The 23499-nt window shown below is 41.2% G+C and carries 22 protein-coding genes; 1 reads left to right on the top strand and 21 read right to left on the bottom strand.

The genetic code is table 11. The annotated features are described in order from the left end of the window. Positions 1-181: 181 nt before the first annotated feature. The 8 genes from QTN47_RS09535 to QTN47_RS09500 form a co-directional block, all read right to left on the bottom strand. A complete protein-coding gene (locus tag QTN47_RS09535) occupies positions 182-1882 on the bottom strand; it encodes a HAMP domain-containing sensor histidine kinase (protein ID WP_369329127.1) in 1701 nt (566 codons plus the stop codon). 137 nt (positions 1883-2019) lie between these two features. Continuing rightward, positions 2020-3150: a sensor protein KdpD gene (locus tag QTN47_RS09530; protein ID WP_369329126.1), complete on the bottom strand. Its 1131-nt coding sequence runs from the start codon at positions 3148-3150 to the stop codon at positions 2020-2022. A gap of 143 nt (positions 3151-3293) precedes the next feature. Beyond that, positions 3294-4376 carry a porin gene (locus QTN47_RS09525; RefSeq protein WP_369329125.1) on the bottom strand — a complete coding sequence of 361 codons (1083 nt, stop codon included), beginning with the start codon at positions 4374-4376 and terminating at the stop codon, positions 3294-3296. 95 nt (positions 4377-4471) lie between these two features. Then, positions 4472-5038 carry a K(+)-transporting ATPase subunit C gene (locus tag QTN47_RS09520; protein ID WP_369329124.1) on the bottom strand — a complete coding sequence of 189 codons (567 nt, stop codon included), beginning with the start codon at positions 5036-5038 and terminating at the stop codon, positions 4472-4474. A 66-nt stretch (positions 5039-5104) separates the two neighbouring features. Then, positions 5105-7156 (bottom strand): potassium-transporting ATPase subunit KdpB, encoded by a 2052-nt coding sequence (kdpB, locus tag QTN47_RS09515; protein ID WP_369329123.1) that lies wholly within the window; start codon positions 7154-7156, stop codon positions 5105-5107. 169 nt (positions 7157-7325) lie between these two features. Beyond that, complete coding sequence (gene kdpA / locus QTN47_RS09510) at positions 7326-9044, bottom strand: potassium-transporting ATPase subunit KdpA (protein ID WP_369329122.1); 1719 nt, start codon at positions 9042-9044, stop codon at positions 7326-7328. Positions 9045-9187: 143 nt separating this feature from the next. Further along, complete coding sequence (gene kdpF / locus QTN47_RS09505; RefSeq protein WP_369329341.1) at positions 9188-9268, bottom strand: K(+)-transporting ATPase subunit F; 81 nt, start codon at positions 9266-9268, stop codon at positions 9188-9190. A gap of 104 nt (positions 9269-9372) precedes the next feature. After that, on the bottom strand, positions 9373-9735 hold the full coding sequence (locus tag QTN47_RS09500) for a DUF7674 family protein (protein WP_369329121.1): 363 nt from the start codon (positions 9733-9735) through the stop codon (positions 9373-9375). Positions 9736-10011: 276 nt separating this feature from the next. On the opposite strand from QTN47_RS09500, the gene QTN47_RS09495 reads away from it, so the two are divergent. Beyond that, positions 10012-10581 carry a GNAT family N-acetyltransferase gene (locus tag QTN47_RS09495; protein WP_369329120.1) on the top strand — a complete coding sequence of 190 codons (570 nt, stop codon included), beginning with the start codon at positions 10012-10014 and terminating at the stop codon, positions 10579-10581. A 189-nt stretch (positions 10582-10770) separates the two neighbouring features. Here the strand turns inward: QTN47_RS09495 and QTN47_RS09490 are convergent, their stop codons facing one another. The 13 genes from QTN47_RS09490 to ilvD all read right to left on the bottom strand — a co-directional run bounded on the left by QTN47_RS09490 (position 10771) and on the right by ilvD (position 23159). Then, complete coding sequence (locus QTN47_RS09490; RefSeq protein ID WP_369329119.1) at positions 10771-12051, bottom strand: RNA polymerase sigma factor; 1281 nt, start codon at positions 12049-12051, stop codon at positions 10771-10773. 153 nt (positions 12052-12204) lie between these two features. Further along, on the bottom strand, positions 12205-12546 hold the full coding sequence (locus tag QTN47_RS09485; protein ID WP_369329118.1) for a TfoX/Sxy family protein: 342 nt from the start codon (positions 12544-12546) through the stop codon (positions 12205-12207). A gap of 148 nt (positions 12547-12694) precedes the next feature. Further along, positions 12695-13045 (bottom strand): YciI family protein, encoded by a 351-nt coding sequence (locus QTN47_RS09480; protein ID WP_369329117.1) that lies wholly within the window; start codon positions 13043-13045, stop codon positions 12695-12697. Positions 13046-13287: 242 nt separating this feature from the next. Continuing rightward, entirely contained in the window at positions 13288-13686 is a 399-nt protein-coding gene (locus QTN47_RS09475; RefSeq protein ID WP_369329116.1) for a VOC family protein, read from the bottom strand. A gap of 93 nt (positions 13687-13779) precedes the next feature. Then, positions 13780-14166, bottom strand: coding sequence for a YciI family protein (locus QTN47_RS09470; RefSeq protein WP_369329115.1), 387 nt, complete (start codon positions 14164-14166; stop codon positions 13780-13782). A 67-nt stretch (positions 14167-14233) separates the two neighbouring features. Next, positions 14234-14716, bottom strand: coding sequence for a DinB family protein (locus tag QTN47_RS09465; protein ID WP_369329114.1), 483 nt, complete (start codon positions 14714-14716; stop codon positions 14234-14236). A gap of 194 nt (positions 14717-14910) precedes the next feature. Further along, positions 14911-15621 (bottom strand): DUF92 domain-containing protein, encoded by a 711-nt coding sequence (locus QTN47_RS09460; protein ID WP_369329113.1) that lies wholly within the window; start codon positions 15619-15621, stop codon positions 14911-14913. A 137-nt stretch (positions 15622-15758) separates the two neighbouring features. Next, positions 15759-17012, bottom strand: coding sequence for a threonine ammonia-lyase (gene ilvA, locus QTN47_RS09455; protein ID WP_369329112.1), 1254 nt, complete (start codon positions 17010-17012; stop codon positions 15759-15761). Positions 17013-17189: 177 nt separating this feature from the next. Next, positions 17190-18239, bottom strand: a complete 1050-nt coding sequence (gene ilvC, locus QTN47_RS09450) for a ketol-acid reductoisomerase (RefSeq protein ID WP_369329111.1) — start codon at positions 18237-18239, stop codon at positions 17190-17192. A 36-nt stretch (positions 18240-18275) separates the two neighbouring features. After that, entirely contained in the window at positions 18276-18812 is a 537-nt protein-coding gene (locus QTN47_RS09445; RefSeq protein ID WP_369329110.1) for a DinB family protein, read from the bottom strand. Between the two features lie 93 nt (positions 18813-18905). After that, positions 18906-19496 carry an acetolactate synthase small subunit gene (ilvN, locus tag QTN47_RS09440; RefSeq protein WP_369329109.1) on the bottom strand — a complete coding sequence of 197 codons (591 nt, stop codon included), beginning with the start codon at positions 19494-19496 and terminating at the stop codon, positions 18906-18908. Between the two features lie 96 nt (positions 19497-19592). Continuing rightward, positions 19593-21341: a biosynthetic-type acetolactate synthase large subunit gene (ilvB, locus tag QTN47_RS09435; RefSeq protein ID WP_369329108.1), complete on the bottom strand. Its 1749-nt coding sequence runs from the start codon at positions 21339-21341 to the stop codon at positions 19593-19595. Positions 21342-21473: 132 nt separating this feature from the next. Next, the gene (ilvD, locus tag QTN47_RS09430; protein ID WP_369329107.1) at positions 21474-23159 is read right to left on the bottom strand and encodes a dihydroxy-acid dehydratase; all 1686 of its coding nucleotides are present in this window, start codon (positions 23157-23159) and stop codon (positions 21474-21476) included. Positions 23160-23499: the final 340 nt, after the last annotated feature.

The following is a 23499-nucleotide window of genomic DNA, read 5'->3' as shown; positions in this document are numbered from 1 at the left end:
CTTGATTGGGATTTTTTGTCGGGACCGGGATTTATGGGATTAAATGATTGACAGGATTTTTGAATAAGAAGAATATTTTCTATCGAACGTGGAGATTGAAAAATATTGAAATGATTGAGCCTGAAGAAATCAGACATCAGCCATTGTATTACATCTAAAATCGTACACCGTACATCGTACATCATTTCACAGCCTTAAGCTCAAACCCAAATTCGCTGCCTTCGCCAATTCTGCTATTGACCCAAATACTGCCACCCTGGGCCTCTATGAATTCTTTGGAAATGGCAAGACCCAGACCGGTACCGCTACGCTCTTTGGTGCCAGGCACTTTGAAATAACGATCAAATAATTTAGGCAGATATTTTTCGTCAATACCCAGTCCGTTATCCTTGACGTAGAATTTGATATGATCTCCTTCCATTAAAGCACCGATGTCAACCACGGTTTCCTCCGGCGAATATTTGATGGCATTGGTAAGCAGGTTAATAAGCACCCATGTTGTTTTTTCCGAATCTACATTTACTGGTAACAGATTTTCTGCCAGGAATTTTCTTATCAGGATTTTCTTTTGCTCAGCCTGCACCTGTACGGCCTGAATTGCCTGTTCTGTGATGGCTGCAGGTTCCGTTGGATGGAGCTTTAGTTGAATATTGCCGGTTTCTACCTGCGACATATTGAGCAGTTCACCTGTGATCTTTAACAGCCTGTCCGAATCATCATTAATGCTTTTGATCAGGTCCTGTTGTTCTCCGTTTAATCCTCCTACACGGGTATCGTTTAGCAGGCTTGCACTCATCTTAATGGACGATATGGGTGTTTTAAGCTCATGCGATACGGTAGCAATGAAATTTGTTTTTGCCTCATTCAGTTCATGGAACGGTGTGATGTTACGTAATACGATCACCTGGCCGATCACCTGCTGATTATTGGTTACATCAAAAATGTCTTTTATAAAGTAGCTTTCTTTATTGTCCGCATATATCTTCAGTTCTTTTTTGTTGGTTTCAGTTTGCAGTAGCGTGCGCATCAGATCGTTGCTTACAGCAATATCAGCAGCGTATCTTCCAATAATGTCCTGCTCATTTATGCCGAGTAAATTTTGCGCAACAACGTTTATAAAAAGGATGTTTTTGTTCGCATCAAATCCAATAATACCATCCTTCATCTGGTTGATAATAGTTTCTATGCGGCTTTTTTCAAATTTGATTTGTGCGAGATTGCTATGCTCATATTCATCCAGTTTTTCCGCCATCCCGTTAAATGCATTGGCCAGATCTTTAAACTCGTCATTCTGATCAAGCCTGATCCTTTTCTTATAGTTTTTGTTAGCAATCTCTGTAATACCTTCTGCCAATACTCTTACTGGATTGGAAATGACCGACGGAAAATTATAAATGAATGTAAATACGACTAGAATGAGTGCTGTAAAGATCAACGTGAGCCATAGTTTAGCATCCTCCGCGGTTCGTTTTGCTACAGCATTTTTTCTCAGAATTGCTTGTTGGTTAACTTCATTGATCTGCTCAATAGCTTGCCGCATTCCGGTCTTCCTTAAGGAATCATTTATATCTAGTTTTAGCGCTTCAAAATTGTCGCGCAGTTTACTCACAGCCTCCTGTTCTCCATTCTCAGTAATATTAAGCTCTTCTTTTTTTAGATTGCTTTCAATAGTTGCCAGTGCGGAGGCATCTTTACCAATATAATCCAGGGACTTGGATATATTTGTGCACGCTACAAGGCTTTCATAGTTATTTTTAAGAACATTGTCGGCATCATTGCTCAACCTGTTAATATAAAAAAATCCCATGCCGCCGAACACGAGTATAACCGCGAAGAGAAACGCCAGTCCAAGGGATAATTTAGTTTTTAAACGAAGTGCCATAAAGGATTTTTAGAAGCTTAAAGCCTAAAGCTCAAAGCTTAAAACTATTCAGTGCATCAGCTCGTTTGATTTACTGCAATTTCACATTCGATGCACTCAATTTTATATCATAACCAGCTTTGGGCTTAAGCTTGTTTTTATGATAAAATTACGATATCAATATCTGCAGCAGACAATTTATTCAGCAATTGATTAAACACCGCTGTATTTAAAATTACATTAACAAGGCTCAGATGTGGTTTGCCAATGCAAATGGTCGTTATCCCCTTTTGTTCTGCAACCTCCCAAATCGCCTTCGCAATATTGGTATTTTTTAGTTTGATGATTTCGCCGCCCAATTCTGTCGCCAATTTAAAATTATTGATCAAATGCCGTTGAGCAGCCAGGCCGATCTTATCACCGTCTTCTTTAGGTGTTTGTACATAAAGCAAATACCATTTGCTGTTGTAATAAGCAGAAAGGCGGGCAGTTTTCCTGATTACTTTTCTTGCCGTTTCGTGATTGCTGCTAATACATGCAAGAAAACGTTCTGCGCGGATATTGCCTGTTCTTGGAATCTCGGTCTCAATTTTTCTTTCCACCTGGGAAGCCACTTCCTTAAGCGCAAGTTCTCTCAGCTGAAGTATTTTTTCTCCCTGGAAAAAATTGCGCAGGGCAGTATTTACTTTATCGGATGTATAGATCTTTCCCTCTTTCAAACGTGTGATGAGTTCATCAGCGGTAAGATCAATATTAACTACTTCATCCGCTTGTTGCAGTACACTGTCGGGAATTCTTTCCGATACATCAATGCCGGTTATATTCTTCACTTCTTCATTCAGACTTTCAATGTGCTGAATATTTACTGCGCTGATCACGTTGATTCCCGCATCGAGTATATCCATCACATCCTGCCAGCGTTTTTCATTTTTGCTGCCCTCAATATTCGTGTGAGCCAGCTCGTCAACAATCACTATTTCAGGATGGAGGTTTAAAACTGCCTGTATGTCCATTTCATCCAGTTCCTTTCCCTTATAAAAAAGTTTTCTTCTGGGTATAACCGGAAGACCATCCAGCAACGCGTGTGTTTCTTTACGGCCGTGTGTTTCGATATAGCCGACAACAACGTCAACCCCATTGCGTAATAATGTTTGTGCCTCCTGCAACATGCGATACGTTTTTCCTACGCCGGCACTCATGCCAATATAGATCTTGAACTTGCCACGCCTGGATTGCCTTATCAGTTCAAGGAAATGCTTTGCGCCGTTATTTTCATTTTCACTTGCCATACAATCGGTAAGCGTTGATTTTTTGCTTTATTAAGTAAAAAGTAAAAATTCAAAAGTCAAAATTCAAAAGCCTCTATTGTGACGTTGCTTTTAAACTCATCAACAGGACTGCATTGATAGTTTTTACTTTTTACTTTTGAATTTTAAAAACTTATAGCGAGGGCTGTTGTTATAAAGAGGTCATTTGCCGTCAGACTTCTGTCCTGCTTTACAAAGATATCATCCTTGCTGTTTAGGTTTCTCACCTCAATCCTCCAGACAGCTTTGTTATAAATTGACCTGTCATAATTAATGCTATAGCCAAATGTCTTAAAGCCGTTTGGTGTTCCGGATGATATGATTACGCCGTTTTCATCATTATAATATTCCCCTCTAACAGCAATCGCGTTTTTGTTATCAAATGTATATTTTAAAATAACAGCGGGGGAATACCATGTGTTCATAGCAGAACTGCCTTTGCTTTTTTGTTCAAGACCATAATCAATTCCTGCGGCTGCAGAAAACTTGCCGTTGAATTGAAATATGCCATACAGGTCATTGAAATATCTCATTTTTCTGACGCTATCCGGCTTGTCGTTACCAACAAACGTGCTATAATTCAGTGTTACTTTCTCTGATGGTTTGTAAGTAACCTGGGTGCCAAAAGCCGGCGTAGTATTTCCATCAACACGCTGAATGCGTTGCCACCCATTCAATACAAGTGCACTTAGAAACCATTTTTCATTTTTGGATGTATAGCTCAGTTTTGCGCCTGTCTCAAAATACGGAGAGTTGTCAGCCATTAAACTTCTCGTTAATGTCCAGCAGTCTTTGCCGACAGCGCTTTCAAAGCCAATGTGCGAACTGAATATCCCGGCATCCAGCCACAAGTTTGCCTTTTTAGCCAGCCTGATGCCTGCATTTGCCTCATAAATGTTTTTTAGTACACCAGGTTCTGCACTATAGTTAGCGTTTACATAAGTGCCCGCAGCGAGTGCCAGATTCGCCCTTATTTTTTCAGTTGAGTAGGCTGCCTTTATATAGGCAAGGTTAATATTAACTTCATTATTCCGGTTATAGCTATATAAAAAAGAAGATTTGGTGTTGTTTTCCGGCTTGTTGAAATCATAGCTGTAATATGCTTCTACGTAACCGGAGATTGTGAGCGATTTTTCTTCCGTGCTGTCTTGCGCAAACAGGCTATTACCTGTAAGCATTAATGCTGTTGTAATTAATCTGGTCTTCATGATTCTGAGCTATGGGCCATCAGCTTTTAGCTATGAGCTTTTGGCAATGTTGTAATTAATGAACTGTCTTTCTAAAAGCAAACTTTTTTGATTTTTTACTTTTTACTTGCATCCAGTGCTATGTTTAATTTGAGTACATTAACTGTAGCTGGTCCAAAAAGGCCAAGCAGTGGCTTCTTTGTTTGCTGATCAATCAATTCATTCAATTTATTTTCGTCAATATGACGGAGCGCAGCTATTCGTTTCACCTGAACTTTGGCAGCGAGAGGAGAGAGGTCCGGATCAAGGCCGCTTCCTGATGCTGTTACTAATTCCACAGGAATTTGTTCCTTACGGATGCCGGGATTATGTACCAGGAAAGTATCTATGCGATCCTGTACTGTCTTTAAATAATCCGGGTTAGTGGCACCTTTGTTACTTGCCCCGGAACCTGCTGCATTATAGTCAACTGCAGAAGGGCGTCCCTGGAAATATTTGTCATCACTAAATTTCTGACCAACGTTGGCGTAACCCACCACTTTAGCATTCACTACAATTCTTTCTCCGTCACCACCACCCGGAGTTAGTTTGCCGATGGCGGCGATAAGCAGCGGATAAATAACTGCTAACAGTACAATAAGTACCAATGTTAGTCGTAAGGATGGTGAAATATACTTTTTCATTTTTTTAGATTTTATCGTGTGCCGGATAATGTTTCGTCCGGTTACTTTTATTTCTTTTTTTTACGTTTAGAAGAACAAGCCCAGTATCATGTCAATGATCTTGATGCCGATAAAAGGGGCAATAACTCCACCTACACCGTAAATCATCAGGTTTCTTCTTAGCAGTGCGCTTGCGCCAATCGGCCTGTAGGCAACGCCACGCAGAGAAAGTGGTATCAGCAGAGGAATAATGATAGCGTTGAAGATCACTGCGGAAAGAATCGCACTTTCAGGGCTTTTCAGATGCATAATGTTTAGTGCCTGCAATGCCGGAATAGAGCTGATAAATAAAGCGGGAACAATTGCAAAGTATTTAGCCACATCGTTGGCAATGGAAAAGGTTGTTATTGTTCCGCGGGTTATTAATAATTGTTTTCCTATTTCAACAATTTCAATCAGTTTGGTGGGATCGTTATCAAGATCGACCATGTTACCGGCTTCTTTTGCAGCCTGGGTACCACTATTCATTGCAACACCCACATCAGCCTGTGCAAGTGCTGGCGCATCGTTTGTACCGTCACCCATCATGGCCACCAGCTTGCCACCAGCCTGTTCTTTCTTGATGTAGTTCATTTTATCTTCAGGCTTGGCTTCTGCAATGTAATCATCGACACCGGCTTTTTCGGCAATGTATTTTGCTGTGAGCGGATTATCTCCGGTAACCATTACAGTTTTTACACCCATCTTGCGAAGGCGTTCAAAGCGTTCCTGTATGCCTGGTTTGATGATGTCCTGTAACTCAATAACACCAATCGCTTGCTGGTTCTGGCTTACCACCAGCGGAGTGCCACCGTTTGATGCTATTTCTTTTACTTTTAATTCTGTTTCGGAAGGAATAGAGTTTCCAGCCCGCACAACTATGTTTCTAATAGAATCGAAAGCTCCCTTGCGGATCCTGATGCCATTGGGCATATCAATACCGCTTGATCTTGTTTCGGCTGTAAATCCTACAAACTTTGCATCTCTTGTGTTGAACGATGCACCATTTATGTTAGCAAGCTCAATAATTGATTTTCCTTCTGGTGTTTCATCTGCCAGCGAAGCGAGCACACATGCTTCTACAAATGTTTTCGAATCTATGTTTTTGGCGGGCCAAAAATGAGTGGCTTTTCTGTTACCGATGGTAATGGTACCAGTTTTATCCAGTAACAAAGTATCAATGTCGCCTGCAGTTTCCACAGCTTTGCCGCTTTTAGTGATCACGTTTGCACGAAGTGCCCTGTCCATACCGGCAATACCGATGGCGCTTAACAAGCCGCCGATTGTTGTCGGGATCAAACAAACGAACAGGGATATAAATGCAGCTATTGTTATAGTTGTGTTTGCATAATCGGCAAAAGGTTTTAACGTAACACATACTATAATAAACAGTAGCGTAAAGCTTGCAAGTAAAATGGTTAATGCTATTTCGTTTGGTGTTTTTTGCCTGCTGGCGCCTTCTACCAGTGCGATCATTTTGTCCAGGAAGCTTTCACCCGGTTCTGTTGTAACACGAACCTTGATTTTGTCTGACAGAACTTTTGTACCACCGGTTACACTTGATTTGTCACCACCTGCTTCACGAATGACCGGTGCTGATTCTCCTGTAATAGCACTCTCATCAATGGTTGCAAGTCCTTGAATAATTTCACCATCCATCGGAATGATGTCTCCGGCTTCGCAGATAAACATATCACCTTTCCGTAATTTAGAAGACGGCACAATATGAATTTCATTTGTAAAGATCTCGCCAACTGCGGAGACTTTCTTGGCAGGAGTATCTTCTCTTGTTTTACGTAAGCTATCCGCCTGGGCCTTGCCTCTCGCTTCAGCAATCGCTTCAGCAAAATTCGCAAAAAGCAATGTAAGGAACAACACCGTAAATATGGTTAGGTTATAACCAAAGTTTCCGACTGATTTATCGTTGGCGGAATAAGAATAAGCTGTGATAAAAAGCATTATCGTTGTGCCGATCTCTACCGTGAACATTACCGGGTTACGGTACATCATTCGCGGATCCAGCTTTACAAACGATTGTGCCAGTGCTGGAGCAACCAGCTCTTTTGACAATAGTGATGATGTATTTTTTGAACGTTTCATTTTCTGAAATTTTTTAATTGCGAGGAGGGGTATCAGGTATCAGGTATCAGGTATCAGGAATACATTGTCTATCCTTTTTGTCTCACGCCTTACGCCTTTTTCAAGCCTCAAGCCTCAAGCCTCACGCCTCAAGCCTCAGACCTGATACCTGATACCTGATGCCTGAAACCTATCTACCTATCTGAAAATACTCTGCTAACGGTCCCAGCGTTAATGCAGGGAAGAATGACAGAGCTGTTATGATTACGATAACTGCGAACGTCATTACACCGAAAGTGAGTGAATCTGTTTTTAATGTTCCCGCTGATTCGGGTATGTATTTTTTGTTTGCGAGTATGCCGCCAATGGCGATAGGGCCAATGATCGGAATAAACCTTGCGAGGATCAACACAAAGCCGGTGCTAACATTCCAGAAAGTATTGTTGTCTCCCAGGCCCTCAAATCCACTACCGTTATTGGCGTTTGCTGAAGTAAATTCATAAAGCATTTCTGAGAAGCCGTGATAACCCGGATTATTAAGCCACGCGGATGGTTTTACTGCCCACGCAATATCCGGATGGTGTGCCACAAAATAGGCGGCCAATGCTACACCTCCTTTAATAAGGAACGCTGAAAGTAAAGTAACCAGTGCTGCAATTTTCACCTCACGGGCCTCGACTTTATGTCCCATAAATTCAGGGGTTCGTCCTACCATCAAACCTGATATAAACACTGCGATAATGATATAGATATAATAGTTTAAGAATCCCACACCACATCCGCCATAGAAGGCGTTCACCATCATACCCAACAACTGCATAGCGCCGGAAACCGGCATGCTGCTATCGTGAAATGAGTTTACTGAACCTGTTGAAATGATTGTGGTTACAATACTCCAGTAGGCTGATGCTGCGGGACCAAAGCGGACCTCTTTGCCTTCCATGGCGCCTGTGGGCTGTGCAATGCCCATTTTTGCGATCTCCGGGTTTCCATTTAATTCTGTAACCACAGTTGGTATGAGTAAACACAACATTCCAATTGTCATAACACCAAAAACAACATAAGCGAATTTTTTGCGCCTGATGTAAAAACCCATTGCAAATAACATTGCCACCGGGATCAATACCTGTGCAATAATTTCAACCATGTTGGTAAGATAGTTGGGGTTTTCGAGCGGGTGGGCTGAGTTTGTGCCAAACCAACCACCACCATTAGTTCCAAGGTGTTTAATGGCAACAAACCCGGCAACAGGTCCGCGTGATACGCTTACTGTATCTCCCTGGTAAGTTGTAATTGTATCTTTCCCTTTATAGCTTGTAGGGCTGCCGTTAAAAGCCATTATAACGGCCATGATAATACATAATGGTATTAAGATTCTTGTTATCGTCTTAACGAAGATCTTCCAGAAGTTACCAAGGTTATTGGTTGTTTTTTCTTTGATACCATTCAGTAATCCTATTAATGCTGCAATACCTGTTGCGGCACTAACAAACTGAAGGAACATTAATACCAGGGTTTGAGTTAAATAGGTTACACCTGTTTCTCCGGAATAATGTTGCAGGTTACAGTTCACGAGGAAACTGATGGCTGTATTAAAGGAAAGGTCCGGTGTTTGGCCAGGATTGCCATCCGGATTCAGCGGCAATTTATCCTGGTACAGTAACATAAAAAAAGCATATACAAACCATACAAGGTTGATGGTTAGCATTGCTTTGAGAAACTCCTTCCAGTTCATTTTTTTATTAGGATCAATGCCGCTGAGCCGGAAAATAAAGCGTTCCAGCGGATTCATAAAGTCAGTAAATGTTCTATCGCCGTTAAATACTTTGGCAATGTATTTCCCAAGGGGAAAAGCCAGTAGCACTGTAAGAAGGAACGATACGACTATGCCTGTTATTTCTGTGTTCATGTTAAGTGATTGATTGGGTGACTATAGTGAATGGTGAATGGTGAAGAGTGAAAGGTTGATCCTTTTAACTGATTGTGACTTTTGCAAGTTGAAAAAGCGAAGCCTGCCTGCATTTTTGACTCTTCACTATTGACCATTGACCATCAGAATTTTTCCGGTTTTAACAGCACATACAGCAGGTAAATAAATACTGCAATGCAGATGATTAGAAGCGTGTTGATCATGTTGTTTATATTTTTTCAAAAAAGTCTATCGATTTATAAAATAGCCAAAAGCAAATGAGTGCCGCGATGATTAAGAGTACTGTTAACATATTTGTGAATTTTATTTAGTCTTCAGAGTGGTTTACCTGCTTTATATAAGTTGAGTAAAGTGTTACAGGTATTCTGGCCTGAATAATTCTCCATTCAACGCGGTTGCATAAATGCCGCATAGTTGAAAAAGAAAAAATGAACACATTCTCAATTGCATTTTTTACAATCTCATTTCCTTTTACATAGATCCTGTCTGCGAGTTTCATACATTTTTCAACGATGTGCAGATTGTGGTCATGCACATTTTCTTCTGTGTACCGGGCAAACACCTCCACAACTTTTGTGATGTTACCATTGTTTGAAAGTTTTGCCAGTGGTTCTCTGATCTCAGGAAATTCATCTGCTATTAGTGCCGGTACTTCGTATTGGTTTAGCATATAAAAGAATTTGATAAGAGGATGCCAAAATGAGTGCCGCAGGCGAAGTATGTGATCTAATTCATTTATTATCAATTAGTTTGGTTGGATTGGCGTTTTCTGACTCATTAAGAAACCCTTCCGTTTTGAAAAGGTTTTTTCATTTTGAAAAAGCTTCTGATGAGTTGTATAAATCGCGTAGTCGTCGCATTACGTTGATATATAAGCGATCCGCCTGATACCGGAACGGTTGAGATATTCTGGCATCTAAATAGAAGAGATAGCTGAAAAAAAGAAATGGAAAACACCAATGTAGTCGTTCGCGTGGCTTCTGCAGAAGACGCCAGGTACGCGGCGGAAATTTCGGACGAAACAGAACGATCGGCCATCGCAAGAGGAACGGGAATCTCAAAACGACCAGTAGAATATATAGTGGAAAAAATGTTACAAGGGAAAGCTGTAATTGCAATTGACACCAATGGTGAATGGGCTGGATTTTGTTATTTCGAGATCTGGAGTAATGGTGAGTTTATTTCTAATTCCGGCATGATTGTAAAACCGGATTTTAGAAAACATGGTATCGCTCATATGCTTAAGAATGCGCTGTTTGACATTTGCCGTCAAAAATATCCTGCAGCAAAAATCTTCAGTATTACAACGGGGCTCGCCATTATGCACATGAACAGCGAACTGGGTTTTGAGCCGGTTACTTATTCTGAGATATGCCAGGAGGAAGGCTTCTGGCAAAATTGTAAAAGCTGTGTGAACTATGAGATACTTTGTCAAAAAAATCGTAGCAACTGTTTGTGTACAGCAATGCTATATAATGGCAAACAACAAAATGCAAAACAAATAGAAGAAATTTGAATCATGATACAGCTTAAAGCCCAAAGCGTAAAGCCTAAAGCTGACCGAAACGAGTTTTTTTGAACCATATAAGGGATGTAAGGGATTATAAGAATAAGCGCAAAATTTTGTATCAATTAGAACAGTTCACATACTTCTGTACCGCGTATCCTTTTGTATTCTTATATCCCTTATATGGTTCAAAAAAAATCATGTTTTCAGCGCAAGCTGGCTTATTTTTTTGTTCAACAATTTTTTCTCCGCATCAGACTTTGTCATGCCGATTGCTGTTTCGTAAAAGGCCTTTGCTTTATTAAAATCCTTGCACGCATAAACATCACCCATAAGGCTGTGGTATAAATAGTTTTTTTGCCACTCTTTATTGCACAGAGCCTGTTCTACTTCCTTCAATGTCTGTTCTGCGCCATATACTTTAAATATTACTGTAAGACGGTTTAACAACACAATAGAAGACGGATTGATAGCAGCGAGCATGTCATAATATCGCAGGATGTTTTTCCAGTTGGTTTGTTCAAAGGACGGCGATATACAATGCTCGTAAGCAATGGCCGCTTCTATGTGATACGAGTTGATCTCGTTGCCGAAAGCAGCTTTGTTCAGGTAATCGTATCCTTTGTCTATCAGTGAGCGATCCCATTTGCCACGGTCCTGATTTTGAAGCAATATAATTTCATGGTGTTCATCAATCCTGCTGTTGATACGTGCGGCGTGAAAGCACATGAGCGCCATGGCTGCAAAAGTTTCTGGCAGTTGAGTGCTGCTATGTACGCAGAGCAGGTTGCATAAATACATGGATTGATCAAGCAGGTCTTTTCTTATCAGCTTGTCAGCATGTGTTGAACTGTAACCTTCATTGAAGAGAAGATAAATGGTTCTTAGTACTGTCCCCGTTTTGTCTTTTAAATGCGATGCTGGTGGAAATTCGGGTTTTATTTTTTTTGTTCTGAAGAACTCTTTAGCGCGATATAAGCGTTTTGATACAGTGTCTTCCGATGTAACAAAAGCCTTTGCTATTTCTGCCGTGGAAAATCCGCAAAGTATTTTTAGCATCAGCGTAATTTGATTCTCTTCTGATAGCTCTTCATGGCAGCATGCAAACATCATTCTTAAAAGATCGTCTGTTATTTCATCTTCATTCCACAGTTTATCAATAGTTGACGTTAGCGTGTATTCCGATTGCAACAACATTCTTTCAGGATCGCTGAAATCTATGGATCGCGAAAATTTGTTCTTCCTGATAAAGTCGATCGCCTTGTTCTTTGCTGCGCGCATTAACCACGCAGAAGGGCTATCGGGTATGCCGTTGAGCGACCATACGCGCATAGCATTAATGAAAGTTTCCTGTATAACATCCTCAGATAGCTGCAAGTTTTCTGTTCCAAATATTTTGATAAGAATGGCCGACATCTTTCCCGCTTCACGCCTGAAGAGATGATCAGTTAATTTGTTGATGTTAAATTGTTCACTCAAATGGCTGTTTTATCGTTGAAATAAATTTCTGCATGTTTTCTTTCTAACTCGTTATTGATAGTACTTAACAGTAGTTATTGTTACACGGAGAAATACAGGAGAAGACACAGAGTTACACAGTGCTTTTTCGATGAAGATCCGTCATCTCATTTTTTATTTCTTCTTTTTAGAAGCCTTTGCTTTTGGATTATAGTCGAGACACAAATTGATCCAGTATTTAAATTCGGCATTCGTTTTCATGCCATCTTCACTTACATAAACATAGCCTTTCATTGGCCTTGAGGCAAAATCCATTTCACGGCAGCCGCGTTTTCCCATGGCCTCTTCATAGCGTTCCTCACCTATTCGACACATCATTTCATCGCCGATAACACCCACGCACATTTTATCATTTACCATATAACAAATACCGCCAAACATGAGTTTTTCTTCAACATTGTGCTCGTTAATTAAAGCCTCGCGTATCCTGTTGCTTATTGTTTGGTTGAAAGCCATAGAAAAAGTCAAAATTAAAAAGTCAAAATTCAAAAACTGTCCGGAGAGCGAACTAAAGTTAAAAACATTCAACCATTAAGCCAACTCTGTTAAATCATTTGCACATCTGCACATTCGCACATTTTGAATTTTGACTTTTTACTTACTATCACATTTTCATTTCCATTATCGATCTCACTTCTACAATGCCCGATTCGCTTTCAAGAATAGGACATTGTTTGGCGATTTCGACCGCCTCATCGTAGCTGTCGGCCTTACAAACAAGATAACCGCCTACCATTTCTTTTCCTTCAATAAAAGGCCCATCAGTAACCAGTTTACTGGTTCCTTTAACCACTTTACCTTCCGGTTTTAAAGGTTGGGCAGGACCAAGCTTTCCCTGCGCTGAAAGGTTCGCCATCCATTGTACCCATTTTTGCATGTCTTCCTGGTATTCCTGCGCTGATTGATCTCTGTCCATGCCCTTACCTCCTCTGAATAATAAAAGATACTCTGCCATTATGTGTTGTTTTAAATGATGAATTAATACTGTATACTAAAGAATCTACAAAAGACAAACTTGTTTTAAATAAGATACTTTGCACTCAATGCCTTTTCCTTCAATAGCTTAAGAAAAATCAGCGTGCTCAGGATCAAGTACTTCGTACCCGTCCGTATGCGTATTCGGCGCGGGCGGGCTTCGTAATTCGTACTTGAGCAGGGAGCATTATCCTTAAGGAAACGGCATTAAACTATGAACAATTATTTGCCTGCATGTAGTGCCATGCGATTGCCTTCAGTGTCTGTAAAGAAGGCCATATAGCCGATCTCATCGGTGATTTTGGTTTTGGGCATTAGCACCTTTCCTCCGGCATTTTCTATTTTGTCGATCACTGTTTGAATTGCAGGATTGGCATTCAGATAAACAATGGTTCCATCTTTGCCCGGTACATGCATTTGTCCTTTTACAAGCGCGCCGGATACTTTACCATTTTGCATTTCAGGATCCGCGGGAAAGAAAGTCATTTCCATACCCATCATGTCTTGCGTCTGCATCTGGATATCGAAGATGGTTTCATAGAATTTTTTGGCACGGGCAGTGTCAGTAACCGGTATTTCAAACCAGTTTAAGGCATTGGTGTTGGCGGATAGCTTTTCCATTTTTATTGTTTTTGGTGATGAAGAATTATAATGAGTTGCTGCCTGGAAAACTTTTATTGTGTAACCAGCTTTTTAATATTCCGGAGTGGTTTGTTATTTCTTTTCAGTAGGATAAGTGAAACCTGTGGTTTCCTCTTTCATTTTGATGGAGCGTACTTCAATTCTTGTGTTTTTGTTAAACGCGAATTCAGGATTGGCTTTGGCAATTTCAAGTGCTTCCTGTTCGTCTTTTGCAAGAATATGATAGTAGCCTCCTATAACCTCGGGTGTTTCATTAAATGGTACTTCTTTCCATCCGTTTTCATTGCCCGAGATTATTTTACCAGTTCTTTCAATGGGTTGCGCAGCAAGTAACCTGCCTTCTTTTTTTAATTTATTAATGTATTGTTCACAACTTTTGAGGAATTGTTGGTGAACATCGGGTGACAATTCCGTTTTACTGTCAGATTGTTTCCGGATAAAAAACATAAATTCTTTCATGGCAGAGCGATTTTGTTATAAATATTAAAAAAGCTCAAATTGAAGCGATTAGCAATAATTGGAATCATTAATATTTCATTGCTTCTTTTGTATAGAATTTTTTCAGAAAAGCTAGTTGACCTATACTGTAGCTCTCGTGCTGAACAAGGAAGGCGAGCGTGCCGCCGTTTGTAGAATCTCCAATCGGATTTCCCCTTTGGGCATCCGTTTCAAGCTGCTCTGGCGTTACATTTTGTATGGCACCTTTAACATGCTCACTTGCATTGTGCCAGTCAGCTTTGAGCTTTTCCAGCGAAGGAAATTGATCTGATTCGCTATATGGCCTGAAGTTTTCAAACATTCCTGCATAAGGATTGGTGATGGGCTTGCCCAGCAACATTGACATGTTGAACCTGGCCCATGCGGTATGTGTTGCAATCCAGATAACGGGATTGTTATGGTCGCTTATTCTTTCCTTTGCCAGATCCTCTGTAAATCCCTCCAGGGTGTTTAAAAAGAGCCGTTCATTCAAATTAATAATCAGTGCAAGGCTATTAATTGAGTTTGACATAAAAGAAGATTTTATGCGTTCTTGGTTATGACGAACGAGCAGGGGCAATTTGGACAGGAGTGCAAAAAAAGGAGGATTTTTTTCAATGGGGTAACGCTGTAATTGTCCCGATGCTGGCTCATTTTTTTTTGAATGATGCAGTAGGATAGCAGTACAACACCGCAGGATGTGAAAAGTTGAACGGATTTAGAAAATTAAAGAAAACTTATTAGAAGGCAGAAAAGTGCAGCTACTAAAGTATTAAGAAAATTGACTGCATTGTTATTCAATAGATGTCTTCTTTCCCATGATGCGCCGAGTAAAGAATCTGTAAGATTGCCAATAGTGCCGGCGATAACGATGATCCAAAAATGCGAGACCTGCTTTGTAAACAGAACATAGACTACGGCGATGAGCGCACTGCCCGCAAATCCGGCTAATGTGCCTTCAAGACTAATAACACCGTTTAGTCCGCGTGTATCTTTTTTTAATGTAAGAATGTTGTAAAATCGTTTGCCGTAAACATTTCCCAACTCAGAAGACAGTGTATCTGCGGTTGCAGATGAAAAAGATGCCGCCATCATCAAGCCTGACAAAGTAGTATACTGTGGAAGGAAAACTGTAAGTAAACCCATTAATCCCGCTATGCCTGCATTTGCTAATACCTGGCCCGTTGTTCGCCGGCCTTTGTTTTGTTCCGCTATTAATAGCCGTGCTTTCTTATTATACTGCCACGAGGAAGCAGCAGTTCCCAAAATAAAAAATGAAGCCATTACAGCGATTCCCGCATATCCGGCACCTAAATATACCAACCAGCCGACACAGGCGCCTGCAATGCCCGCTAATGGAGTTAATTTACGCAGCAATACTGCGGCGATAGCACCAACGGCGAGAAGGAGAAGCAGTTGAAAATTGACAGTTGACAATTGAAAATGGAAATTTCGGATGTCTGATTTCTAATTTCGGATGTCTGATTTTTAGATCTCTGATTTGTTTGGAAGCTGACGTTTTCGCTTAGATCTACCAGGTGGAAAGCTAATAGCTCACAGCTGAAAGCTCATAGCTAAACAAGGTATCCAAACAATGTATCATTCTTATTCAACTCAGTAAAGTCTATGTTGTATTGAAGCATTTTTTCAATCAACGCCTGGTAGTCGTGTTTGTTTTGTAATTCAATACCAACCAGTGCGGGACCAATTTCTTTGTTGGTTTTGTGTACATATTCAAACCGCTTGATATCGTCGGTAGGACCAAGTACAAAGTTCAGGAAGTCGCGTAATGCGCCGGGTCTTTGCACAAAGCGAATAAGGAAATAATGTTTCAGGCCTTCATATTGAAGAGAGCGTTCTTTAATTTCAGGCATGCGATCAATATCATTATTGCTGCCGCTAACAATGCACACAACCGTTTTGCCTTTTATCTGGTCCGCGAAATCGTCCAGGGCTGCTATAGATAAAGCACCCGCAGGCTCAGCAACAATCGCATCTTCGTTGTACAATTTTAAGATGGTAGTGCAGACTTTCCCTTCGGGGACAAGACGCATATCATCTAAAACATCTTTGCAGATGTTGAAAGTAAGATCTCCAACACGTTTCACCGCAGCGCCATCAACAAAGCGGTCAATGTTGTCCAGTAAAACAGGATGACCAGCTTTCAGCGCTTCAAACATAGATGGAGCACCTTCCGGCTCAAGCCCGATTACTTTTGTCTGAGGGGAAAATGTTTTAAAGTATGAACCTACACCTGAAGCAAGCCCTCCGCCTCCAACAGGTACAAAGAGATAATCAATATTGGAAAGATCTTCCAGTATTTCAACGCCAACGGTTGACTGACCTTCGATGATACGATAATCATCAAAAGGAGGGATGAAGGTCATGGAATGTTCTTCCGTATAGGCTTTTGCGGCATTGGCACAATCGTCAAACGTATCACCCACCAATTTGATTTCGATATTATCTTCTCCAAACATTTTGGTTTGGTTTACCTTTTGTTTGGGAGTGATAATCGGCATAAACACTACTCCTTTAATGTTCAGCTTTTTGCAGCTGTATGCAAATCCCTGGGCATGGTTGCCGGCGCTGGCTGTAGTTACACCATTCTGCATTTTTTCTGCAGGCAGTGCACTCATCATATTGTACGCGCCACGCAATTTGTAGGAACGAACAATCTGAAGATCCTCACGCTTCAGGTACACATTCGCGTTGTACCTGCGGGAAAGATTCAGATTAAGCATTAAAGGCGTTCTGTTCACGACTTTCTTCAACCTGAAAGAGGCTTCGTGAAAGTTGAGCTTATACACGGTGTCGGTAGCGTTCATTGGTAAAGTGATAGTGAAAAGTGAATAGTCAATAGTGAAAAATGCAAGCTTACCTGCAATTTTTTTACAGGTCGATTGTGTGAAAAGCCAATTTTATTTGTCAAAATGAAAGCTGTTGCCAGTTTATTAAGCAGGCAACACCTTTCACTATTGACTATTGACCATTCACTTCTAAATCTATTTTTGATTCTCAGGTCTCAGGCTTCTAACTGTTTTACCAGCTTGCCACATTTCGCTTTCGCGCAGTTCTTTCAGCTCAACTTCCAGTTTTTCACGGTAGTCAGTTTTGCTGTTGCTGTCGATAGAGCGTTTAGATTCCTGGCCTGTTGCCACGCTTTCATATAATTCGTTGAATACAGGAGCTGTAGCATCACGGAATTTTTTCCACCAGTCTAACGCACCACGTTGTGCAGTTGTGGAGCAGTTAGCATACATCCAGTCCATACCGTTTTCAGCTACTAACGGCATAAGGCTTTGTGTAAGCTCTTCAACTGTTTCGTTGAAAGCTTCAGAAGGAGAGTGGCCCTTGCTGCGTAATACATCGTACTGAGCAGCGAAGATACCCTGGATAGCACCCATCAAAGTACCGCGCTCACCTGTAAGGTCGCTGAATACTTCTTTCTTGAAATCTGTTTCAAACAGGTAACCGCTTCCTACTGCGATACCCAAAGCGATAACGCGCTCTTTAGCTTTGCCGGTAGCATCCTGGTAAATAGCGTAGCTGCTGTTTAAGCCGCGACCCTGTAAGAACATTCTGCGAAGAGAAGTTCCTGAACCTTTAGGAGCAACAAGGAATACATCAACATCAGCAGGGGGAACGATGCCAGTCTGCTCGTTGAAAGTGATACCAAAGCCATGAGAGAAATACAATGCTTTACCTGGAGTTAAATTCTTTTTTACTGTTGGCCATAATTCAATCTGAGCAGCATCGCTTAACAGGTAGCAGATAATGGTACCGCGTTGTAACGCTTCTTCAATTTCGAATAAGGTCTCACCAGGAACAAAACCATCAGCTATTGCTTTATCCCAGGTTTTGGAATTTTTACGCTGACCAACGATAACGTTGATTCCGTTGTCGCGTTGGTTTAAAGCCTGGCCAGGACCCTGCACGCCATACCCGATAACAGCTATTGTTTCATTTTTTAAAACTTCCTGAGCTTTGCTAAGTGGAAACTCTTCACGAGTTACTACATTTTCTTCCACTCCGCCAAAATTTAATTTTGCCATTTTGGTTTATTTGTTTTGAAATTTTGAGATTGGTTTTTATGAGAGATTTGAAATTTGAGATTTAAGATTCTCAAGGTTCAAGTTCGTTTGTGTTTGTTGTTTATAATAATCTGATGTAACCAGTTTTTTTATTGCGTTTGCTATGCCCAGGTGAAGACTTTCGTGTGCGGTGGCACAGGTAAGAACTTCTTCAATCGAGTGCATTTCATACTTGAATGTTCCTGTAGCAAAAGGCTGTATTTGCTCAAACCTGTTTGCCGCCAGATCACTTTCAATTTTGTCCAGGTTAGCGAATGCAAGCCTTTTCAAGTCATTTAGTTCTTCTTCCGTTATGAAACTTTCCGGCCTTGTTCCTTTTTTGTATTTGTCGAAATATGGATTGTCTGCATGCTTATCAACACCTGAACTTATATAGCAAAGTGCAGTAGTGCTTGTGATTATATGTCCAAAATTCCAAACAATATTATTATTGAAGCCTGCCGGTATTTCATTCAATTGCTCAATACTCAAATCTTCTATCAGCCCGAGAAATATTTCTCTTATTCGTCTAATGTATTTTGTGGTGTATTGCATGTGGTTAAATGAACGTTTCTCTAACAATAAAATCAATCCGTTTCCATGATGCTTTCACAACGTAAAACGTATAACTTATCACGTACAACTTGTTTACATTGTGAACACTTCATCCTGTTTATCCAGGAATTCGTTTTCTATAACTTCTTCTGCCGGTTCTGCCTGGTCGAATTCTTTCAACTTTTCGTGGAAGCCTTTGCTGGCTTTTATAATGGCAACTCTTGCACTGCGAACGAATTCAATCAATCCGTATGGTTCAAGCGCTTTGATCAAAGTATCGATCTCTTCACGGTGACCTGCAGTTTCAAATACAGTATAGTCCTTGCGGATCACGACTGCTTTCGCGCCGTATTGACGAAGTAAACGTTCTACTTTTACTTTTTCAGCAATTACGTCAGTCGGTACTTTGTACAAAGCCAGTTCTTGCCAAACCAATTCTTCGTTGGTGTTGTAGTATGCTTTCAACACTTCAACCTGCTTTTCTATCTGGCGGCAAAGTTTGCGAACTACATCTTCTGTTTCGTTGATCACAATTGTAAAGCGGTGTACACTTTCAACTTCAGAAGGAGATGTGTTCAGGCTTTCTATGTTGATCTTACGGCGTGAGAAAATAATTGCGATGCGGTTAAGTAAACCGATCTGGTTTTCTGTATATACCGTTATTGTGAATTCTTGTTTTGACATCTTTTAAAATTGACAGTTGACAATTGAAAATTGATAATGATAATTATATGGAACAACCGACAGATTAATTTTCAACTGTCAATTTTCCATTTTCAATTATTTAAGCCTTATTTCGGAGACTCCGCAACCTTGCGGAACCATTGGGAACACGTTGTTTTCTTTACCCACCATTACTTCCAGCAAATATGCCCCGTCATGATCCAACATGGTTTTTACTGCGTTTTTTAAATCTGCCCGCTGATCAATTTTTTTGCCTTCAATGCCATAGCCTTTGGCTACCTGTACATAATCAGGGCTGGTGATATTAACAAATGAATAACGTTTGTCATGGAACAATTGCTGCCACTGACGCACCATTCCGAGGAACTGGTTGTTCAGGATCAGGATCTTTACTGCAGCACCAAATTGCATGATTGTTCCTAATTCCTGAATAGTCATTTGAAAACCACCGTCACCGATGATAGCAACAACAGTCTTGTCAGGAGCGCCATATTTAGCACCGATTGCAGCAGGTAAGCCGAAGCCCATTGTGCCAAGACCGCCGGAAGTTACATTGCTCATGGTATTGTTATACTTCGCGTAACGGCAAGCGACCATTTGGTGTTGTCCAACGTCTGTAGCGATGATTGCGTTGCCATCCGTTAATTCGTTGAGCACTTTTAATACTTCACCCATTGTCAGGATCTCTGTAGAAGGATTTAATTCTTCATTGATCACTTCTTCCACTTCTTTCTTTTCCAGTTCACGGAACTTAGCCAGCCATTCTGAATGATCACGTTTTTCAAGCAAATCGGTCAACAATGGAAGCGTCTCTTTACAGTCACCCCAAACAGGAACGGCTGATTTTACGTTCTTGTCTATTTCAGCAGGATCAATATCAAAATGAATAACCTGTGCTTGTTTGGCATATTTGTCCAGTCTACCTGTAACACGGTCATCAAAACGCATTCCCACCGCAATCAATACATCACATTCGTTTGTTAGAACGTTGGGAGCATAGTTACCATGCATACCCAGCATACCAACTCCTAAAGGATGATCCGTTGGAATGGCGCTCATACCCATGATGGTCCATGCAGCAGGAAGTCCTGTCTTTTCTATGAAAGCTTTGAATTCTTTTTCAGCACGACCAAGGATAACACCTTGTCCAAAAATTACGAAAGGTTTTTTAGCTTCGTTGATCAGTTTTGCTGCTTCAACGATATATTCTTTGCGGACAGTTGGTTTTGGCTTGTAGCTTCTGATATGATTACAAGGAGTATAACCTGAATATTCAAACATCTGCAACTGTGCATTCTTTGTGATATCGATCAACACGGGACCTGGTCTGCCAGTCTTTGCGATGTAAAATGCTTTAGCAAGAACAGAAGGAATTTCTGTAGCATCAGTAACCTGGTAGTTCCATTTGGTAACCGGTGTGGTTATATTGATCACATCCGTTTCCTGGAAGGCATCAGTACCCAACAGGTGCGCAAATACCTGACCTGTTACACACACAAGAGGTGTACTATCGATCATCGCATCAGCAAGACCTGTAACCAGGTTTGTTGCACCGGGACCGCTTGTCGCAAACACCACACCCACGCGGCCGGAAGCTCTTGCATATCCCTGCCCGGCATGTATGCCCCCCTGCTCATGACGGACCAGTATGTGCTCCAGTCTGTCAGTGTAATCGTACAACGCGTCATAAATAGGCATAATAGCGCCTCCGGGATAGCCGAAAATAGTATCCACTCCTTCAGCCAGGAAAGCTTCAAGAACGGCTTGTGAACCACTTATGGTTTTGGGTGCTTCTGCAACCTGTTTTTTCGTTTCTGCTGCGTCCAATATGGTTGAGTTACTCATAATGATGAATTACTTGATGATCAATTAATAAAAGTGAATGGTGAATGGTCAATAGTGAAAGGTGGATCTTCGTCTCTGTACAATAACCTCATTCCTACGCCTTACACCTTATACCTCACACCTGATACCTTTCTACGCTTCATCCGTTACACAACCTTCTGCGGCTGTTTTAACGCACTGGGCATATTTGTATAAAATACCTTTTGTTGCTTTCAATGCTGGTTTTTTCCATGCTGCTCTCCTCTGTGCAATTACATCTTCAGCTACTTTTAGCGTAAGTGTATTTTTAACAGCATCTATTTCAATGATGTCATTGTCTTCTACCAGTCCGATCAAACCACCTTCATACGCTTCGGGAGTGATATGGCCCACAACAAATCCATGCGTTCCGCCGCTGAATCGTCCGTCGGTGATCAAGGCTACTGTTTTACCTAAACCAGCACCGATGATAGCGCCTGTTGGTTTCAACATTTCCGGCATACCAGGAGCTCCTTTAGGACCGATGTTCCTGATCACAACAACATCACCCGCGTGAACTCTTCCGCTTTGCAGACCTTTGATCAGGTCATGTTCTCCGTCGAATACCCTTGCCGTTCCTTCAAAACGCTCACCTTCTTTACCGGAGATCTTTGCAACGCTTCCGCCTTCTGCAAGGTTACCGTATAATATTTGTAAGTGCCCTGTAGCTTTTAACGGCGTTTCCAGCGGCATAATTATTTTTTGTTGGTCGAAGTCAAGTGTTGGAGCGTCTTCGAGATTTTCTGCAACAGTTTTTCCTGTTACAGTCAGGCAATCCCCATGCAACAAACCTTTGCTCAATAAGTATTTCATCACTGCAGGAACACCTCCATACTGGTGAAGATCTTCCATCAGGTATTTACCGCTTGGTTTGAAGTCAGCCAATACAGGAACCCGGTCGCTGATCGCCTGGAAATCATCCTGTGTTAAAGGCATATCCACGCTTTTTGCAATCGCAATCAGGTGTAATACTGCGTTTGTGCTTCCACCTAACACCATGATAACGGTGATCGCATTTTCGAAAGCTTTACGCGTCATGATGTCGCGTGGCTTAATATCTTTCTCCAACAATATTTTTATTGCAGCACCGGCAGCTTCACATTCCTGTTGTTTTTCCTTGCTTAAAGCAGGGTTGGAAGAAGAATAAGGCAGGCTCATACCTAAAGCCTCAATAGCGCTGGCCATTGTATTTGCAGTGTACATACCACCGCATGCACCGGCACCCGGACAAGCATGTTGAACAATACCTTTAAAATCCCCTTCGCTGATGTTGCCTGCAATCTTTTGACCCAATGCTTCGAATGCACTTACCAGGTTCAGGTCCTGTCCTTTATAATGGCCCGGAGCAATTGTTCCACCGTATAGCATGATAGAAGGACGATTTAACCTTCCCATCGCAATCAAAGAGCCTGGCATGTTTTTATCACAACCCGGAATGCAAACCAATCCGTCATAATACTGAGCGCCTGCATTTGTTTCAATACTGTCGGCGATAACATCACGACTAACAAGGCTATAACGCATACCATCTGTACCCATGCTGATACCGTCGCTCACACCAATAGTGTGAAAACGCAAGCCCAGCAATCCTTCTGTTGCATTTATGCTTTTCCTTACACTTGTAGCCAGATCATTCAGGTGCATGTTACAAGGATTACCATCCCATCCCATGCTTGCAATACCTACCTGTGCTTTCTTGAAGTCTTCTTCTTTAAAACCGATAGCATAATACATTGCCTGTGCTCCCGGCTGTGTTTCGTCTTGTGTTAAAACCTTTGAGTATTTATTCAGATCGCTCATTTGATTGAGATTATTTTATTGATTAGGATTTTTTTGTCTGGATCGGGATTTGGAGGATTAGTGGATTGTGAGATTATTATCCCGTTAATCCTTTAATCCGATAATCCTGATCAAGACTGATTTTGATTTGGATTTTGTCCGGATCGGGATTTGGCGGATTAGTGGATTGTGGGATTATTATCCCGTTGATCCTTTAATCCGATAATCCTGATCAAGACTGATTTTGATTTGGATTTTGTCCGGATCGGGATTTGGAGGATTAGTGGATTGTGAGATTATTATCCCGTTAATCCTTTAATCCGATAATCCTGATCAAGACTGATTTTGATTTGGATTTTGT

This window comes from Danxiaibacter flavus (assembly GCF_041060425.1).
Classification (GTDB): domain Bacteria; phylum Bacteroidota; class Bacteroidia; order Chitinophagales; family Chitinophagaceae; genus Danxiaibacter; species Danxiaibacter flavus.
This window is presented reverse-complemented; position numbering and strand designations above follow the sequence as displayed.

Bases quoted from the DNA above. Each gene is read 5' to 3' on its own strand.
- QTN47_RS09535 (WP_369329127.1), bottom strand. From the start codon at position 1,882: ATGGCACTTCGTTTAAAAACTAAATTATCCCTTGGACTGGCGTTTCTC.
- QTN47_RS09530 (WP_369329126.1), bottom strand. From the start codon at position 3,150: ATGGCAAGTGAAAATGAAAATAACGGCGCAAAGCATTTCCTTGAACTG.
- QTN47_RS09525 (WP_369329125.1), bottom strand. From the start codon at position 4,376: ATGAAGACCAGATTAATTACAACAGCATTAATGCTTACAGGTAATAGC.
- QTN47_RS09520 (WP_369329124.1), bottom strand. From the start codon at position 5,038: ATGAAAAAGTATATTTCACCATCCTTACGACTAACATTGGTACTTATT.
- kdpB (WP_369329123.1), bottom strand. From the start codon at position 7,156: ATGAAACGTTCAAAAAATACATCATCACTATTGTCAAAAGAGCTGGTT.
- kdpA (WP_369329122.1), bottom strand. From the start codon at position 9,044: ATGAACACAGAAATAACAGGCATAGTCGTATCGTTCCTTCTTACAGTG.
- kdpF (WP_369329341.1), bottom strand. From the start codon at position 9,268: ATGATCAACACGCTTCTAATCATCTGCATTGCAGTATTTATTTACCTG.
- QTN47_RS09500 (WP_369329121.1), bottom strand. From the start codon at position 9,735: ATGCTAAACCAATACGAAGTACCGGCACTAATAGCAGATGAATTTCCT.
- QTN47_RS09495 (WP_369329120.1), top strand. From the start codon at position 10,012: ATGGAAAACACCAATGTAGTCGTTCGCGTGGCTTCTGCAGAAGACGCC.
- QTN47_RS09485 (WP_369329118.1), bottom strand. From the start codon at position 12,546: ATGGCTTTCAACCAAACAATAAGCAACAGGATACGCGAGGCTTTAATT.
- QTN47_RS09480 (WP_369329117.1), bottom strand. From the start codon at position 13,045: ATGGCAGAGTATCTTTTATTATTCAGAGGAGGTAAGGGCATGGACAGA.
- QTN47_RS09475 (WP_369329116.1), bottom strand. From the start codon at position 13,686: ATGGAAAAGCTATCCGCCAACACCAATGCCTTAAACTGGTTTGAAATA.
- QTN47_RS09470 (WP_369329115.1), bottom strand. From the start codon at position 14,166: ATGAAAGAATTTATGTTTTTTATCCGGAAACAATCTGACAGTAAAACG.
- QTN47_RS09465 (WP_369329114.1), bottom strand. From the start codon at position 14,716: ATGTCAAACTCAATTAATAGCCTTGCACTGATTATTAATTTGAATGAA.
- ilvA (WP_369329112.1), bottom strand. From the start codon at position 17,012: ATGAACGCTACCGACACCGTGTATAAGCTCAACTTTCACGAAGCCTCT.
- ilvC (WP_369329111.1), bottom strand. From the start codon at position 18,239: ATGGCAAAATTAAATTTTGGCGGAGTGGAAGAAAATGTAGTAACTCGT.
- QTN47_RS09445 (WP_369329110.1), bottom strand. From the start codon at position 18,812: ATGCAATACACCACAAAATACATTAGACGAATAAGAGAAATATTTCTC.
- ilvN (WP_369329109.1), bottom strand. From the start codon at position 19,496: ATGTCAAAACAAGAATTCACAATAACGGTATATACAGAAAACCAGATC.
- ilvB (WP_369329108.1), bottom strand. From the start codon at position 21,341: ATGAGTAACTCAACCATATTGGACGCAGCAGAAACGAAAAAACAGGTT.
- ilvD (WP_369329107.1), bottom strand. From the start codon at position 23,159: ATGAGCGATCTGAATAAATACTCAAAGGTTTTAACACAAGACGAAACA.